This is a genomic window from Pseudomonas sp. Irchel s3b2 (assembly GCF_900187445.1).
GTDB lineage: Bacteria > Pseudomonadota > Gammaproteobacteria > Pseudomonadales > Pseudomonadaceae > Aquipseudomonas.
Genome location: NZ_FYEB01000001.1, coordinates 797,113 through 812,465 on the forward strand (window position 1 = coordinate 797,113; position 15,353 = coordinate 812,465).

The 15,353-nt window shown below is 57.9% G+C and carries 17 protein-coding genes; 9 read left to right on the top strand and 8 right to left on the bottom strand.

All coding sequences use genetic code 11. The features are described 5' to 3' along the window. Positions 1-2: 2 nt before the first annotated feature. Positions 3-569, top strand: coding sequence for an NAD(P)H nitroreductase (locus CKW20_RS03710; RefSeq protein WP_095051709.1), 567 nt, complete (start codon positions 3-5; stop codon positions 567-569). A gap of 103 nt (positions 570-672) precedes the next feature. On the opposite strand, the gene CKW20_RS03715 is transcribed toward CKW20_RS03710, so the two are convergent. The 6 genes from CKW20_RS03715 to CKW20_RS03740 form a co-directional block, all read right to left on the bottom strand. Then, positions 673-2,013, bottom strand: a complete 1,341-nt coding sequence (locus CKW20_RS03715; RefSeq protein ID WP_095051710.1) for a cell wall metabolism sensor histidine kinase WalK — start codon at positions 2,011-2,013, stop codon at positions 673-675. A 175-nt stretch (positions 2,014-2,188) separates the two neighbouring features. After that, the gene (locus CKW20_RS03720) at positions 2,189-2,638 is read right to left on the bottom strand and encodes a Spy/CpxP family protein refolding chaperone (protein ID WP_095051711.1); all 450 of its coding nucleotides are present in this window, start codon (positions 2,636-2,638) and stop codon (positions 2,189-2,191) included. 222 nt (positions 2,639-2,860) lie between these two features. Then, positions 2,861-3,538, bottom strand: a complete 678-nt coding sequence (locus CKW20_RS03725; protein ID WP_008010984.1) for a response regulator transcription factor — start codon at positions 3,536-3,538, stop codon at positions 2,861-2,863. A 7-nt stretch (positions 3,539-3,545) separates the two neighbouring features. Continuing rightward, on the bottom strand, positions 3,546-3,956 hold the full coding sequence (locus tag CKW20_RS03730; RefSeq protein ID WP_095051712.1) for a translation initiation factor 2: 411 nt from the start codon (positions 3,954-3,956) through the stop codon (positions 3,546-3,548). 110 nt (positions 3,957-4,066) lie between these two features. Beyond that, positions 4,067-4,366 (bottom strand): YciI family protein, encoded by a 300-nt coding sequence (locus tag CKW20_RS03735; protein ID WP_046032778.1) that lies wholly within the window; start codon positions 4,364-4,366, stop codon positions 4,067-4,069. Between the two features lies 1 nt (position 4,367). Further along, complete coding sequence (locus CKW20_RS03740) at positions 4,368-4,964, bottom strand: septation protein A (RefSeq protein WP_095051713.1); 597 nt, start codon at positions 4,962-4,964, stop codon at positions 4,368-4,370. An 87-nt stretch (positions 4,965-5,051) separates the two neighbouring features. Between CKW20_RS03740 and CKW20_RS03745 the strand changes: the two genes are divergently transcribed. The 5 genes from CKW20_RS03745 (at position 5,052) to rluB (ending at position 9,902) form a co-directional block, all read left to right on the top strand. After that, on the top strand, positions 5,052-5,915 hold the full coding sequence (locus CKW20_RS03745; RefSeq protein ID WP_095051714.1) for a PHP domain-containing protein: 864 nt from the start codon (positions 5,052-5,054) through the stop codon (positions 5,913-5,915). A gap of 13 nt (positions 5,916-5,928) precedes the next feature. Next, positions 5,929-6,558 carry an L-threonylcarbamoyladenylate synthase gene (locus tag CKW20_RS03750; protein WP_095052251.1) on the top strand — a complete coding sequence of 210 codons (630 nt, stop codon included), beginning with the start codon at positions 5,929-5,931 and terminating at the stop codon, positions 6,556-6,558. 66 nt (positions 6,559-6,624) lie between these two features. After that, positions 6,625-7,383, top strand: a complete 759-nt coding sequence (locus CKW20_RS03755; RefSeq protein WP_371857402.1) for a ScpA family protein — start codon at positions 6,625-6,627, stop codon at positions 7,381-7,383. 11 nt (positions 7,384-7,394) lie between these two features. Continuing rightward, a complete protein-coding gene (gene scpB, locus CKW20_RS03760) occupies positions 7,395-8,372 on the top strand; it encodes an SMC-Scp complex subunit ScpB (RefSeq protein WP_095051716.1) in 978 nt (325 codons plus the stop codon). 267 nt (positions 8,373-8,639) lie between these two features. After that, positions 8,640-9,902 (top strand): 23S rRNA pseudouridine(2605) synthase RluB, encoded by a 1,263-nt coding sequence (rluB, locus tag CKW20_RS03765; protein WP_095052252.1) that lies wholly within the window; start codon positions 8,640-8,642, stop codon positions 9,900-9,902. A 182-nt stretch (positions 9,903-10,084) separates the two neighbouring features. Here the strand turns inward: rluB and CKW20_RS03770 are convergent, their stop codons facing one another. After that, a complete protein-coding gene (locus CKW20_RS03770; protein WP_095051717.1) occupies positions 10,085-11,050 on the bottom strand; it encodes a leucyl aminopeptidase in 966 nt (321 codons plus the stop codon). A 67-nt stretch (positions 11,051-11,117) separates the two neighbouring features. After that, entirely contained in the window at positions 11,118-11,255 is a 138-nt protein-coding gene (locus CKW20_RS29500) for a hypothetical protein (RefSeq protein ID WP_176466849.1), read from the bottom strand. A 960-nt stretch (positions 11,256-12,215) separates the two neighbouring features. Here CKW20_RS29500 and CKW20_RS03780 point away from each other — a divergent pair. From CKW20_RS03780 to CKW20_RS03790, 3 genes are all read left to right on the top strand, one after another. Continuing rightward, positions 12,216-13,637, top strand: a complete 1,422-nt coding sequence (locus CKW20_RS03780) for an amino acid permease (protein WP_095051719.1) — start codon at positions 12,216-12,218, stop codon at positions 13,635-13,637. A gap of 228 nt (positions 13,638-13,865) precedes the next feature. Beyond that, positions 13,866-14,366: an Hcp family type VI secretion system effector gene (locus CKW20_RS03785; protein WP_095051720.1), complete on the top strand. Its 501-nt coding sequence runs from the start codon at positions 13,866-13,868 to the stop codon at positions 14,364-14,366. Continuing rightward, the gene (locus CKW20_RS03790) at positions 14,353-15,042 is read left to right on the top strand and encodes a DUF4225 domain-containing protein (protein ID WP_256584984.1); all 690 of its coding nucleotides are present in this window, start codon (positions 14,353-14,355) and stop codon (positions 15,040-15,042) included. The genes CKW20_RS03785 and CKW20_RS03790 overlap by 14 nt, the downstream gene beginning before the upstream one ends. Positions 15,043-15,353 lie beyond the last annotated feature (311 nt).

Consider the following 15,353-nt stretch of genomic DNA (forward strand, 5'->3'; position numbering starts at 1 on the left):
CGATGCAGGCTCTCGACGCTTTGCTCAACCGTGTTTCCGTTCCACGACTGCTCGATCCGGCACCGACTGCCGAGCAACGGGAAGTGCTGTTTGCCGCCGCGATGCGCGCGCCAGACCATGGCCATTTGCAGCCTTGGCGCTTCCTGACAGTCGAAGGCGCGGCGCGCGAGCAAATGGGCGAGCTGCTGGCCGAAGCGGCGAAGCTGCAAGACAGTGATGTGCCCGAGGCCTTGCTGGACAAGGCGCGCAACGGCCCGTTGCGTGCGCCGCTGGTGGTTGTAGTGATTGCGCGTTTGCAGGAGCACGACAAGTATCCCAAGTCCGAGCAACTCTTGGCGGCCGGTTGTGCAGCTCACGGGATTTTGCTGGCGGCATTTGCGCAAGGCATTGGCGCGGTGTGGCGCACCGGTGAGCTGGCTTATTCGGCGCATGTGGCTAAAGGCTTGGGATTGGCGGAAGGGGAAGAGGTGATTGCGTTTCTTTACCTTGGCACGCCGCAGAAAGAACCGCGGGTGGCGGAGAAGGTTGATTTGACCGAGTTTGTTAGCGCCTGGCCCGGTAAGGCCTGAATCAAATGCTTCGCGGGCAAGCCTCGCTCCTACGGATTTGTGTTGAAACACAATATTGTGATCGCCGCATAACCTGTAGGAGCGAGGCTTGCCGGCGAAGCTTTTAAGGCTGCACCACCGCCCCCGGCACCAACGGCAACTCCAGGCTGGCAATAAACCCGCCCTGCGGGTGATTGGCCAGCACCAGACTGCCGCCATGCCGCTCCGCCGCTCTACGCGCAATGGCCAACCCCAGGCCATGCCCGGCCGTTGTTTGCCCCGGCGCCCGATAGAACGGTTCCCCCAGCTGATTCAAATGCTCGGCCTCTACGCCGGGGCCGTGATCGCGCACGCTGACCACAATCCTGTCGCCCTGGCGCAACGCCTGCATTTCGATCGGTTGCCCGACCGGGTTAAAGCGTTGGGCATTGCGTAGCAGGTTGTCGACGGCGCGTTCGATCATGGTCGGCCAGCCTTTGAGGTTCAGTTGCGGCTCGGCTTCAAGGCGCACGTTCTGCTCGGGCGAGCCCAGTTGAGCATCTTTTTGCAAGGTGTTGAGCAGCGCATTGAGATCGACCTCTTCGGCACTGGCGTTGTCGGCATCGACGCGCGCCAATACCAGGATTTCGCTGATCAGCGCTTCCAGCCGATCGCACTCACGGGTCAGGCGTGGCCAGAGTTTTTCCCGCTCCTCAGGATTGGCCCGTTCGGCCAGTGCCAACGCAATGCGCAGTCGGGCCAGGGGGGAACGCAACTCGTGAGATACGTCCCGCAACAATTGCCGTTGGCTGCCGATCAGGCTTTGCAGGCGCGCGCCCATGCGGTTGAAGTCGTTGGCGAGCACACCGAATTCATCGCGGCGATTGGCCAGTTGCGCCAGGCTGTTCTGTTGATATGTTGTCTGCCCCAGGTCATGCACCGCACCGCGCAAACGGCTCAGCGGTCGGGTGATGGAAAAGGTCACCAGCAGGCTGAAAAGGGTAAGCACCACCAGCGCGATGCCCAGTGCACTCAATGGCCAGAGCAGGCTTTCACGGTGCCAGGCATCCAGTTCCGGGTGCGGGACGCGATAGATCAGCAGATAGGTGTCGCCTGTCTTGGCGCTGGTGTACTCATCGGTCAGACGCCGCCACGGCAGGCGCCGATCATCGTTTTGCTGCCGTGCTTCGAAGGCTGCTGCACGCCGAGGGAAGGTGCCGCGAACCACCGGGTCACCTGCCTCGTTGAGCACCTGAACGTTGATGTGATACTGACGCTTGCGCTGTTCCAGAATGTCCTGGGCGGCTTCTTCACCCTGGCTTTCGTAGGTTTGCGTCCACTGTTCGGCCAGGGTGTTGAGGCCCGGATGGCGACTGAGAATCCACGCGTCCTGGTTGAGCATGTGCCCGAGCAGAATGGAAAGCCCTGCAACCAGAGCGATGGCCAGCCAGAAGCTGGCCAGGATACGCCAGAACAATGAACGCACAGAAAATCCTCAAACAAACAAAATCCATGTGGGAGCGGGCTTGCTCGCGAAGGCGGCGTGTCAGGCGACTGTCGCGCTGTCTGGCACACCGCCTTCGCGAGCAAGCCCGCTCCCACATTAAATCGAGAGGCAACAGACCCAACGGGGTTTAGCCGTTGGGTCCAGGGTTAGCGCATTATTGCGCTTTTTGCGCTTGCTGCGCTTTCCAGGCCTTGAACTCGGCCCATTCGGCGCGACGCTCAGCTTTTTTCTTCTGGATCTCGTCGAATTGCTTCTGTTGATCCGGCTTCAGCAGTGCGCGAACGTCGGCTTCGGCTTTCTTGTGCTTGGCCGCCATCTCGTCTTTCAGGGCTTTCTGATCGGCTGGCGAGAGTTTTTCCAGGTACTTGTCGACCAATTGCCGACGCTCATGCATCTGCTCGCCCATGATCTTGCGGATTTGCTCGCGCTGTTCGCGGCTCAGGTCCAGCTGGCTGTATGGGCCTTTACCGTGCATGCCGTGCATCTGACCGCCGTGGCGTGAGCCGTCCATATGATCACCCATCGGACCTGCGCCTTCAGGCATGGCCATGGCAACGGTCGGCAGGGCGGCAGCAAACATCAAAGCGATAAGAGTCTTGCGCATGGTGTATCTCCTTGTCTCATTCCCGGTACGTTCCGGATGTGTGCAGATTACGGAGATCAAAGTCAGCGGCGGTCAGCGAAGCGTAAAGCTTGGGTAAAGACGGTTTTGTATCGTCAGAAATCTTGTAGGAGCCGGCTTGCCGGCGAAGCGGGCCTTTAGCCATGCGTCGCCAATGAAAACGTCTTCGCTGGCAAGCCAGCTCCTACAGGGGATCGCGTTGATTCAGAGGCTGTAGTAGTAACCGCGACTGCGCAGGGCCACGATGCGCGGGCGACCGTCGGGGTGCGGGCCGATTTTTTTGCGCAGGTTACTCACGTGCATGTCCAGGCTGCGGTCGTACAGGGTCAGTTTGCGACCGAGGGCGATTTGCGCCAATTCCTGTTTATCCAGCGGTTCGCCAGGCTGCTTGAGCAAGGCTTCGAGCAGACGGCTTTCGGAGACGGTGAGGGTGAATTCCTGTTCATCGATGCTGACCACGCCACGCACCGGGCTGAAGCACAAGTCACCCAGTTCGAGCTGGCTGGAGACAGCCGTCGGATGACTGCGGCGCAACACCGCGCGCAGGCGCGCTGTCAGTTCCCGTGGGTCGCACGGTTTGGCGAGGTAATCGTCGGCACCGAGTTCCAGGCCGAGGATGCGGTCCAGCGGTTCGCCACGGGCCGAGAGCATCAGCACCGGCAAATCCGGATGGTCGCTGCGCAGTTGCTTGAGCAGCTCAAGGCCACTGCCGTCCGGCAGCATCACGTCCAGCACCACGGCTGCCGGGGACGTTTCGGCCAGCGCCCGGCGCGCGCTCTGGCCATCGTGGCAGGCGCGGACTTGAAAGCCTTCCTGGCTTAGCCAACTACTCAGGAGCTCACACAGCTCCTGGTCATCATCAATTAATAACAGCTCGCTCATGACTCACTCAATTTAGCCATTGCCGACGTGTTCTACGTGCACCACTGGCGAAGATACCGCAGAGCAGGGCCAATAGCGCTACTCCTGCGCCAATAACGAACCACTGCTGTTGATCAGTCAGCAGCCGCGGCAGCGGGCTGGCCAGGGTTTCCTTAAGTTGCAGCTTCAGACGCTGATTCTCTTGGCGCAACCGGCTCAACTGGACGCTTTCGCGTTCGCCATCGGTATTCTGCAGTTGTTTACTAAGTGCTTCTCTTTGCTGCTCGCTAGCCTTCAGGCGCTGCTGCAACTCGGTGATCTGGCTGCCGGCACTCAAGGACAGCGGCGTCGAGCTGCCGCCTTCGGCACTTTCTTCACCGTGGGCGGGCGCCATGATCGACAACGTCACCAACATCAGACACAACGGACCTTTGCGCATCGCAACTCCTGATTCCAATACGGGTATTGGGCAGGTTGTCGGCAGGTAAACGAGAATAATGAGCGATTGAATGCGCGATGAGCCGACAAGGCTCATCGCGAGGCAGGACACTAGGGCAGGACTTGCTTGAACGGCTTGACCAAAACATTGGCGTAGACGCCTGCAGCGATATACGGATCGGCGTCGGCCCAGGTCTGGGCGGCGCTCAGCGAATCGAATTCAGCGACGATCAGGCTGCCGGTGAAACCCGCTGCGCCTGGATCATTGCTGTCGACCGCCGGGTGCGGGCCGGCCAGTACAATGCGACCTTCACCTTTAAGCACTTGCAGGCGCTCAAGGTGCGCAGGCCGTGCGGCCAGGCGGGCTTCCAGGGAGTTGGCGACGTCTGTGGCAATGATTGCGTAAAGCATGTCAGTCCTCGGTTTTTGGCGTTGTGGTGTCGGCGTCGTGCAAGTGGCGGGACAGGTAGATGCCCTGGGCGACCAGGAACAGCAACGTCATGCCCAGGCTGCCGAAGACTTTGAAGTCGACCCAGTAGCTCTGGAACGTGAACGCAACGAACAGGTTGGCGGCGCCGCAAAACAGGAAAAACCCGATCCAGGCGATGTTCAGACGGGTCCAGACTGGCTCCGGCAGAGTCAGCGCGTGGCCCATGATGCGTTTGATCAGCAGTTGGTCACCGACGAAGTGGCTGCCGATGAACCCGAGGGCGAACAGCCAATTGACCACCGGGGCTTTCCATTTCAGGAAGGTCTCGCTGTGGAACGCCAGGGTCAGGCTACCGAAGACAAGGCAAGCGATGAGGGTCAGCCACTGGCTCTTCTCCAGCTTGCGCTGCTTGATGAACAGCGTGCCGTAAACCACCAGGGAGCTGATGATCAGCATCGCCGTGGCGCTGTAAATGCCACCGACAGTCAGTTGATGACCGCCAATGTCGACGACCCGTGGATCGATTTTGAAGACGATGAAAAACAGCAGAAGCGGGATGAAGTCGATGAATTGTTTCACAGTGGCAGCCAGAAGCAGGATGTGGCGGCATAATAACAAACATATTGACGCGCGATAGCGTCAGCTGATTTGAGGTTACACAGTCCTGTGAATGTTGATTTGCACTGCCATAGCACGGCTTCCGATGGCGCCCTGGCGCCTGCGGTACTGGTTGCGCGTGCGTTCGAGAAAGGCGTGCGAGTCCTGGCCTTGACCGATCACGACACCCTTGAAGGCCTCGACGAGGCCCGTAGCGCCGCGACGGTGCTGGGGATGCAACTGGTCAATGGCGTCGAATTGTCCTGCACCTGGGGCGGAGCGACCATTCACGTGCTGGGCTACGGTTTCGACGTCAATGCGCCGCCGTTGGTCGAGGCCATCGCAAAATTGCACGATGGCCGCTGGTTACGGTCCGAAGAAATAAGCCGCAAGTTGGCGTTGAAAGGCATGCCGGGGGCGCTTGACGGCGCCCGGGCCATTCAACAGGAGCTGGGCGACAGCGGTAATGCGCCGGCCCGTCCGCACTTCGCCGACTGGATGGTGCGCGAAGGTTTCGTCAAGGATCGCGCCGAAGCGTTCCGCAAATGGCTGGGCGCCGGCAAACTGGGGGACGTCAAACAACACTGGCCGACCCTGGAAGACACCGTCGAAACCCTGCGCGCCGCGGGTGCCTGGGTCAGCCTGGCGCATCCCTGGCACTACGATTTCACTCGTAGCAAGCGTCGTCGCCTGATTGCCGACTATATTCAAGCAGGGGGCCACGCGATAGAAGTGGTCAATGGTCATCAACCTGCCGAACAGGTGGGCAGCCTGGCGATTCTAGCCCGCGAGTTTGGTCTGCTGGTCAGCGCCGGCAGTGATTTTCATGGCCCTGGAGGCTGGTCCGAGATCGGTGAATACCGCCCGCTCCCGGAGGATCTGCCACCACTGTGGTGTCGATTCAAACATGACCCAATTATTGCCGTCGTCTGAACAGGTAGAGAATGTGAGTCAATTTTTCCAGATTCATCCGGAAAACCCGCAAGCGCGCCTGATCAAACAGGCTGTCGAGATCATCCGCAACGGCGGGGTGGTGATTTATCCCACAGACTCTTCCTACGCCATTGGTTGCCAGATCGGCGACAAGAACGCCGTGGAGCGCGTGCGACGGCTGCGTCAGCTGGATGAGAAGCACAACTTCGCGCTGATCTGCAGCGACCTGTCGCAGTTGGGGCTGTTTGCCAAAATCGACACCGGCACCTTCCGTGTGCTCAAGGCTCACTTGCCTGGCCCTTACACCTTCATTCTCAACGCCACCCGCGAAGTCCCGCGGCTGTTGTTGCACCCGAAAAAACGCACCATCGGCCTGCGTGTGCCAAGCCATCCGATTGCCCTGGCATTGCTGGAAGAACTCGGCGAGCCGCTGATGAGCGTGACCCTGATCATGCCTGGCGACACCGATCCGTTGAGCGATCCTTACGAAATGCGCCAGTTGCTCGAGCATCAGGTCGACCTGATCATCGACGGCGGTTTCGGCGGGATCAAGGCGTCCACCGTGATCAGCCTCGCCGACGGCGAGCCGGAAGTCATCCGCGTCGGTTGCGGCGACCCTGCGCCCTTCATGGCCGAGGCCTAGATGTCTGCAGTAGAACCAGAACCTATCGACAGCCAGGCCGGCGCCCAGCAAGAACTGCCTTTCGCCATGGTCTATGGCCAGGCAGTCATGGAAATGCCGCTGGACCTGTACATCCCGCCGGATGCGCTCGAGGTCTTTCTTGAGGCCTTCGAAGGCCCGCTCGACTTGCTGCTGTACCTGATCCGCAAACAGAACATCAACATCCTCGACATTCCGGTGGCGGAAATTACCCGGCAGTACATGGGCTATGTCGAGTTGATGCAGTCGGTGCGCCTGGAGCTGGCCGCCGAGTACCTGGTGATGGCCGCGATGCTCGCCGAGATCAAGTCGCGGATGTTGCTGCCGCGGGCTGAAACGATCGAAAACGAAGAAGACGATCCCCGCGCCGAACTGATCCGCCGCTTGCAGGAATACGAACGCTTCAAGGCTGCCGCCGAAGGCATCGATGGCCTGAGCCGCGTCGGCCGCGACGTGGTGGTGCCCAAGCTTGATGCCCCAGAGGCCCGGGCGCGCAAACTGTTGCCGGATGTGAGACTGGCAGAGTTGCTGATGTCCATGGCCGAGGTCTTGCGCCGTGGCGACATGTTCGAAAGCCATCAGGTCAGCCGTGAAGCGCTGTCCACCCGCGAGCGCATGAGCGATGTACTGGAACGGCTCAAGGGCGGTGGTTTTGTGCCCTTTGTCGAGTTGTTCACCGCTGAAGAAGGGCGTCTAGGAGTGGTGGTGACCTTTATGGCGATCCTCGAACTGGTCAAGGAATCCTTGGTCGAGCTGGTGCAGAATGAGCCGTTTGCGGCGATCCATGTCCGGGCCCGAGCCGAATAACGAGTTGAATCATGAACCTGACTGAACCCCGCGAGCTGGCGCCACTGCTTGAAGCCTTTCTGTTGGCCTCGGGAAAACCGCAATCGCTTGAACGCCTGTTCGAACTCTTCGAAGAAGGCGAGCGGCCCGAGCCTCCGGTTTTCAAGAAAGCGCTGACGATTCTGGCCAAGTCCTGCGATGGCCGCGCTTTCGAGTTGAAGGAAGTCGCCTCCGGATATCGCCTGCAGATCCGCGAAAAGTTCGCGCCGTGGGTAGGACGTTTGTGGGAAGAGCGGCCGCAGCGCTATTCCCGCGCCATGCTCGAAACCATGGCGCTGATCGCCTATCGCCAGCCGATCACCCGGGGCGAGATCGAAGACGTGCGCGGCGTGGCAGTCAACAGCCACATCGTGAAAACCCTGCTGGAGCGTGAGTGGATCCGCATCGTCGGTTATCGCGACGTGCCCGGCAAACCGGCAATGTTCGCCACCACCAAGGCGTTTCTCGATCACTTCAACCTGAAGAACCTCGACGACCTGCCGCCGCTTGCCGCACTGCGTGAACTGGAGCCTGATCCTGTCCTCGATTTCGACGACGCGCCGGTGCCGCAAAGCCTGCAGGAACTGGCCGATGCCAGCGCCGAACCGGAAGAGCCCAAGGAAGAAACCAGTTTCCATACATTGTTGCTGGAACTGGACACCATGGAAGAGGGGCTCAAGACCGACTTCGATGATTTGCTGCGGGATGAGGCGGTGACCGAGACCGAAGGGGAGTTGGTTCAACCCGAGCCTGAAATCGAAGTTGAACCTCAGGTCGAGCCCGAAGCCACAGTCGAAGAAGAACAGGAAGACGATGTGCTTGGCGTTGCCGAGGCTCGCGAGAAACTCTTGGCCGCTGTCGCCGCCCTTGAACAACACAAGCCCGAGCCCGAGTTGACCGACGAAGAAGCCGAAGCCCGGGCCCTCGCCGAAGCGATCGAGGCAGAACGCCGCGAATTCGAAGACGATTAACCTGACTGATCGTTGACTGATCGTTCCCACGCAGAGCGTGGGAACGATCTCGGTGTTGTATGTGCCGACGTCATCGCGAGCAAGCTCGGCTCCTACACAAGGCCGGTCGGCGGAAAATCAAGTAAGTCTCCATCGATCAGCTAGTCTCTGATGCGCGAACGTCTCCATGAGCGTATGATTCGCGACCCTTTGGCGATCCCTTCGTCAAACGACCAGATTTCATATCTTCAGGCCAAGCCTGAACAGACCACACCGGGAGGTGCCCAGATGAGTATCAACGACCAGAAAGACGACCAGGAAATCGGCCCAGCAGGCGAAAAGCTGCAGAAAGTCCTCGCCCGTATCGGCGTCGGCTCGCGCCGTGACGTAGAAGCCTGGATCAGCCACGGCCGCATCAAGGTCAATGGCAAAGATGCCACCCTCGGCCAGCGTGTCGACATGCATGACGCCATCACCATCGATGGCAAGGTGATCAAGCGCGAAGAAGCCGCCGAGTCGGTACGCCGTGTGATCATGTACAACAAACCCGACGGTGAAATCTGCACCCGTGTCGACCCGGAAGGCCGTCCGACCGTGTTCGACAAGATGCCGCGCCCGAAGGAAGGTCGCTGGATCAACATCGGTCGTCTGGACATCAACACCACCGGTTTGCTGATGTTCACCACTGACGGTGAATTGGCCAACCGCCTGATGCATCCTTCCTACGAAATGGACCGTGAATACGCGGTACGTGTGCGTGGCGAAGTCGATGACGAAATGATTGAACGCCTGAAAGCAGGCGTGGTGCTCGAAGACGGCCCGGCCAAGTTCACCGACATCAAACAGGCACCGGGTGGTGAAGGTTTCAACCACTGGTACCACTGCGTGGTGATGGAAGGTCGTAACCGCGAAGTCCGTCGTCTGTGGGAATCCCAAGGCCTGGTGGTCAGCCGCCTGAAGCGCGTGCGTTTCGGTCCGGTATTCCTCAACTCCGACCTGCCGATGGGCCGCTGGCGCGAAATGAGCCAGTACGAAGTCGATATTCTGAGTGCCGAAGTCGGCCTGACGCCGGTGGCGATGCCGCAGATGAACGCCAAGAGCAAGGACAAGCTCGATCGCATGCAGCGTAAATCGTCGCGTCCGATGGGCAAGACTGAGCGCGTGCGTACCTTGCGTCCAGCCGCCGGTGCCCCTGCCACAGCCCGTGACTCTCGTGAGCCGCAGATCGAAGGCGAGCGTCCGGCCCGCAAGCCGGCGCCACGTCAGGACGGCGAGCGCGGCCCACGTACTCCGCGTCCGGCCAACGGTCGCACTGAGCGTGGCGAAGGCCGTGGTGCTCCGTCTGGTGGTCGTAGCGATCGCGGCGCGCCTGCCGGTCGTGGTACGCCCGTGGCAGACCGCCCGGCCGATACCAAGCGCCCAGCCAAGCCGGCGCCGAAGAAGCGCCCAGGAATCGTGCTCGTCGACCGTGACGCGCCATCGGGCAAACGCCGCGGCGCACCAGCCGGTTCCGGCCAGCGTCCGGGCTTCGGTCGTCGCAAGCCTGAATAATCGGTAAGCGCTCCATGAAAAACGCCATCCCTCGGGATGGCGTTTTTTTGTGTCCGTTTTTAGGGGGGTGGTGTTTGTGAGGGCCTCTTCGCGGGCAAGCCTCGCTCCTACAGGTACGGCGGCGCCCTTGTAGGAGCGAGGCTTGCCCGCGAAGGCGTCGGCCCAAACACCCTGAATTTCGCTTAAAACACAAACCGCCCATCAAACAGCGGGTCATCATCCAGCGCCAACACGCCACTGGAGAAGATCAGGTCCAAATGATGGCTACCTTTGGCACCTCCGCCCAAGCCAAGGTGCAAGCCGCAATGGCGCTCCTCGAACCCGGCATTGCGCGCATACAAATCTTTCACGCCTTCGTTGGTGCCGATCCCCAACTCTTCGATTCGCCGATTGGACGGATTGGCGTCCAGGTACTTGTTGAAGTCATGTTCCAGCCCCGGCACATCGGTGGCGATTTTGCTGATAGTCGAGTTCTCGATCCACAATTCCAGCGGTGACGCCAATACGCCGTACTTGCGGGCGAACGGAATCGTGCTGAGGAAAGTCCCCATAAACTTCACCCGGCCATTAATGGCCTCGCTATGAGTAGCGATCTCGCCGGGCGCCAGGTCGAAGTTGCCGACACCGTTGATGTCGGTCCACTTCTTGATACTGCTCAAGGGTGTTTCGAACCATGACCCATGATCATCTTTGAAGCTCAGGGTAGTGGCGTGGGACATGCGCTGGATCAAGTGGCTGTTCAACCCGGCAATTCGCTGCGGGGTGACACTGAAGGTGTCATAGAAGTAATCGCCGTAATCCTTGAACAGCAATGACTTCTTCCAGTTCTCCGCCATCACGCCTTGCAGCGCGCGGACAAACTCCGGGCCATCGGGACGCGGGTTGGGCAGGGTGGAAGAGTCGTAGAAGAAAATATACAGATCGCTGTCGGCAATCGCCTGGGCCAGCAATTCTGTGGGTTCGAGGTCCAGACGCATCGCGCTGAAGCTGAACCGTGGGCTGTTACCGGCCTGTTCGGCGATGGCGCCGGTCAGTGCCTCGTAATCAGCGGTATGGCCGAGCAAGACCTTCGCCGGGTTGATACCGGCAACGGAAGGGTGATGTTCGAGGTAGTAGAGGAAATGCGAGATGGCGCGTTGCTTATCCATATGGTCCTCCCTGACAAACCGAGAAAGTGGCAGGCACGACCGGCCGGATCATGCCTGCCGGGATGCCTTACAGAGGCCACATCGCCGTGCCGAACGGAACAACCGCGTCGGCTTGCATCATTTCAACGGCGGCCTCATGGGTCGGTGCTTCAAACCAATCGTCCAGTTGCAGTTCAGTGTCCAAGTCCTTGTCCGGTGCTTGCATGGTGAATCTCCTAGATGACTTCTTTGGTAAGAACAGCTTCGGTAAGAACACTTTTGGTAAGAACAGTGGCGTGCTTTTCACTCGTTGAAGAGCGCGTCAACGTGCCGGTCGATGTGGCTCGGCAAGTCGCTGAAAACCTAGTTCACAGGGTTTTAGAATGCAAAAAAATAGTTAAACAATTTTCATTTGAACTATTTATTCCATTTTCCGAGAGCCAATTTTCTTAATAAAAACAGAAAACTAAGCAGGACATTTCCTTAGGAAGCTTCCTATCGTCAATTTACAGTCAGTTGGCTTTTGATCTGATTTGGAAAGTTTACGTTACGCCTTGTCAATAAAACCTTACGGAAAGCACTCTCAAACCCCGTGGAATGCCGCGAGGGAAAGGTCTGTAAGGAAAACCTTCCGGCAGCCGACGAGTTTGTAGTCTTCAAGGGCTCTGGCACGCTTGTTTCGGCAGCGCAGGAAGGGTGAGATGCGCCCCATGCCTGTCGTGCAGGTGCATAACAAGAAGGAGGCGCAATGAACGCCGTGACTCATCTCCATCTCTCCCCAAAGGGCGATTTCTCCGCTGCCCTTATCGATGACCTGCAAAGGTCTGACTCAATTTTTGCAGTCGCCCGAGACCCTCGAGGCGAACACAGGCAATCCCGGCAACCGACGCGCTGATCCAGCGGTGTCTGGCAGCAGGGGGTTACAGGTGTACAATGCGCCGCGTTTTAACTGTGACCCTCTGCGCAACAGCGCAAACCTCAAGGCTATCCGCCTTGTTCACTCCGCCGCGTCACGAGCGTGTCGGGTTCGATTTCGTCACAGATAAAAACAAACAGGTGACGCATGACTGTCGTAAAAACGCTGAACTCCTGGTGCCTGCGCTGGGGTTTGATCGGCGCTGCTTGAAATCGCAACTGAGCAGCAACGTCTACTGAACATCATCAAACCTTGCGTGAGACCTTTTTCATGAGTGGACAAAACTCGCATTCAGGCGAGCTGAAACGCGGCCTGAAAAATCGCCATATTCAACTGATCGCCCTCGGTGGCGCGATCGGTACCGGGTTGTTCCTCGGCTCGGCCGGCGTGCTCAAATCCGCCGGCCCGTCGATGATCCTCGGCTACGCCATTTGCGGCTTCATCGCCTTCATGATCATGCGCCAACTCGGCGAAATGATTGTCGAAGAGCCGGTCGCCGGTTCGTTCAGCCACTTTGCCCACAAATACTGGGGCGGTTTTGCCGGCTTCCTGTCGGGCTGGAACTGCTGGATTCTGTACATTCTGGTGGGCATGTCCGAGCTGACCGCGGTCGGTAAATACATCCATTACTGGGCGCCGGATATCCCGACCTGGGTCTCGGCAGCCGGGTTCTTTGTATTGATCAACCTGATCAACCTGGCCAACGTCAAAGTCTTCGGTGAGGCCGAGTTCTGGTTCGCGATCATCAAAGTCGTGGCGATCGTCGGCATGATTGCCTTGGGCAGCTATCTGCTGGTCAGCGGCGATGGCGGCCCGCAAGCCTCGGTGACCAACCTGTGGGAACACGGCGGCTTCTTCCCGAACGGCGTCAGCGGGCTGGTGATGGCCATGGCGATCATCATGTTCTCCTTCGGCGGCCTGGAAATGCTCGGTTTCACCGCCGCTGAAGCCGACAAGCCGAAAACCGTGATCCCGAAAGCCATCAACCAGGTGATCTACCGGATCCTGATTTTCTACATCGGTGCGCTGGTGGTTCTGCTGTCGCTGACCCCTTGGGACAGCCTGCTGACCACGCTGAACGCGTCCGGCGATGCCTACAGCGGCAGCCCGTTCGTGCAAGTGTTCTCGATGCTCGGCAGCAACACCGCCGCGCACATCCTCAACTTCGTGGTTCTGACCGCGGCGCTGTCGGTGTACAACAGCGGCACCTACTGCAACAGCCGCATGCTGCTGGGCATGGCCGAGCAGGGCGATGCGCCGAAAGCCCTGTCGAAGATCGACAAGCGTGGCGTGCCGGTGCGTTCGATCCTGGCGTCGGCCGCCGTGACCCTGGTCGCGGTGCTGCTGAACTACCTGGTTCCGCAACATGCACTGGAACTGTTGATGTCGTTGGTGGTTGCGACCCTGGTAATCAACTGGGCGATGATCAGCTTCTCGCACTTCAAGTTCCGTCAGCACATGGACAAGACCCAACAAACGCCGCTGTTCAAGGCCCTGTGGTACCCGTACGGTAACTACATTTGTCTGGCGTTCGTGGTGTTTATCCTTGGTGTGATGCTGCTGATCCCGGGGATCCAGATCTCGGTGTATGCGATTCCGGTGTGGGTCGCGTTCATGTGGGTCTGCTATGGCATCAAGAACAAGCGCAGTGCCCAGCATGCGTTGCAGGCAGCAGGTTCCGCTGCCAAGTAAGTGCAAAGCGCAGAAACAACAAACCCGGTCATGTGCCGGGTTTGTTGTTTCTGACGTATAACTTTGCGATTGTGCTGAAGTCTTGGTCCTACAAGGTCATTCTCTGTTTACTACAGTAATTTCGGAAAAACTGAAAAGCAGGCAGAGGTTCATTAATTCAGAAATGGCCTACAACCTGTCGGTTACTTTTTGTCATAGGCTGGCGCTCCCAATACATAAGGAGTGATTATGGCCAGTCACAGCTACATGACTATTACCGGTAAGCGTCAAGGTTTGATTTCCGCTGGCTGCTCCGGTCAAAGCTCCATCGGCAATAAGTGTCAGTCCGGTCATCAGGACGAAATAATGGTGCTGGCCTACTTGCACGATATGCTGACGGGCAATGACGGTAGTCTGGCAGGTGGTCGTGGCAAGCACATGCCAGTCATGATTACCAAAGCTATCGATAAATCTTCACCTCTGTTGGCGAGTGCGTTGCACGAGCGTGAAGAGGTGGAGTGCATTATCAACTTCTATCGCACCGCCTCAGCCGGAGGGCAGGAGCGATATTATTCAATCCATCTCACCGGTGCGCGCATCGCGCATATCAGTCAGCAAGTTCCTCATGCTATTCGTATGAACGATGCAGAGCCGCAAGAACAGGTTTCCATTCGTTATAGAGACATTGCTTGGGCGCACGTTCCTGGAGCAACGAGTGCATACAGTACCTGGGCGAATGAAGATGAATGAAACGTCGTGCGATATTCACGATGTGACTAACGCCGCCTCTGATCTGGTTGCAGTTGGATGCCACATCGGTATGACACATCTGCCGGACGGTTTTACACGGTTGCGATTCAGCTCGATTATTTCTGCCTATGCCAATGAGGTAATTCAGGCTGTTGATGAGGGGGTAATCAGCGCTTGGCAAGGGTTTCAGGAAATCAGAGCTGAGTATGAGGAATTGTCGTCGAAAGCTCGTTTTTATGTTCAGAACGGCGTTGGCGTTGTGGCGGGTGTTATGCAGGTCAAGACAGGTGTTTCGGTCATGGGTAGCTCAGGAGGGCTAGGTTTGGTTCCAGGGGGGCTGATGGTCGGACATGGTGCTAATAATATTTATGAAGGCTTGGGTAATATCTATCATGGGCCGGGAACTCCAGGTACAGTCGGGCCTGTTAGGCGTCTCTACAGAAATTTCTTTGATGATTATCGGGGGGATGTTGCCTATTACTCTGTGGATTTGTTTCTTTCGGGGTACGGAGTTTCCAGGAGGGTACTCAAACCTGGGGCGGTGGAGCTTTTCAGACGCGATCCAATCAATTATGAGAGAGCTTACCGGCAAGCGGGAAAGCTGGCGTTGGCTTTCGAGGCGCTAGTCGATGCTCTAACTATAAATGTAATATTTTCGAAAGAAGAGTCTTCCTAATCGAGGTGATGGCATTGTGAGGGTCGAAGTATTTATGTCTTTCCTCGCATTCTTGGGATGTAAAAAACCAATCCAAAAAAAACAACTATTGCATACGTTGTCAAGTAGACTGCATCTAAATTTTTTTCGTCTATGTCAATTACTTCTCTTATGCAAAATACAATTAGCCCGGCCGGCAGTCCGGAGCAACCTAAAACCATGAGGGTGACTGCAATATGGTATCGAATATTTTCAAGGTTCATCAGTTAATATAGCTCGTCGATGTGAGTCTCTAGATTAATATTGTCATTCAAAACAAAACAACGCCCACT

What these genes read in the sequence shown, in the direction of transcription:
- CKW20_RS03710 (WP_095051709.1), top strand. Translation starts at nt 3, where the DNA reads ATGCAGGCTCTCGACGCTTTGCTCAACCGTGTTTCCGTTCCACGACTG.
- CKW20_RS03720 (WP_095051711.1), bottom strand. Translation starts at nt 2,638, where the DNA reads ATGCGCAAGACTCTTATCGCTTTGATGTTTGCTGCCGCCCTGCCGACC.
- CKW20_RS03725 (WP_008010984.1), bottom strand. Translation starts at nt 3,538, where the DNA reads ATGAGCGAGCTGTTATTAATTGATGATGACCAGGAGCTGTGTGAGCTC.
- CKW20_RS03730 (WP_095051712.1), bottom strand. Translation starts at nt 3,956, where the DNA reads ATGCGCAAAGGTCCGTTGTGTCTGATGTTGGTGACGTTGTCGATCATG.
- CKW20_RS03735 (WP_046032778.1), bottom strand. Translation starts at nt 4,366, where the DNA reads ATGCTTTACGCAATCATTGCCACAGACGTCGCCAACTCCCTGGAAGCC.
- CKW20_RS03755 (WP_371857402.1), top strand. Translation starts at nt 6,625, where the DNA reads ATGGTCTATGGCCAGGCAGTCATGGAAATGCCGCTGGACCTGTACATC.
- scpB (WP_095051716.1), top strand. Translation starts at nt 7,395, where the DNA reads ATGAACCTGACTGAACCCCGCGAGCTGGCGCCACTGCTTGAAGCCTTT.
- rluB (WP_095052252.1), top strand. Translation starts at nt 8,640, where the DNA reads ATGAGTATCAACGACCAGAAAGACGACCAGGAAATCGGCCCAGCAGGC.
- CKW20_RS03770 (WP_095051717.1), bottom strand. Translation starts at nt 11,050, where the DNA reads ATGGATAAGCAACGCGCCATCTCGCATTTCCTCTACTACCTCGAACAT.
- CKW20_RS29500 (WP_176466849.1), bottom strand. Translation starts at nt 11,255, where the DNA reads ATGCAAGCACCGGACAAGGACTTGGACACTGAACTGCAACTGGACGAT.
- CKW20_RS03780 (WP_095051719.1), top strand. Translation starts at nt 12,216, where the DNA reads ATGAGTGGACAAAACTCGCATTCAGGCGAGCTGAAACGCGGCCTGAAA.
- CKW20_RS03785 (WP_095051720.1), top strand. Translation starts at nt 13,866, where the DNA reads ATGGCCAGTCACAGCTACATGACTATTACCGGTAAGCGTCAAGGTTTG.
- CKW20_RS03790 (WP_256584984.1), top strand. Translation starts at nt 14,353, where the DNA reads ATGAAGATGAATGAAACGTCGTGCGATATTCACGATGTGACTAACGCC.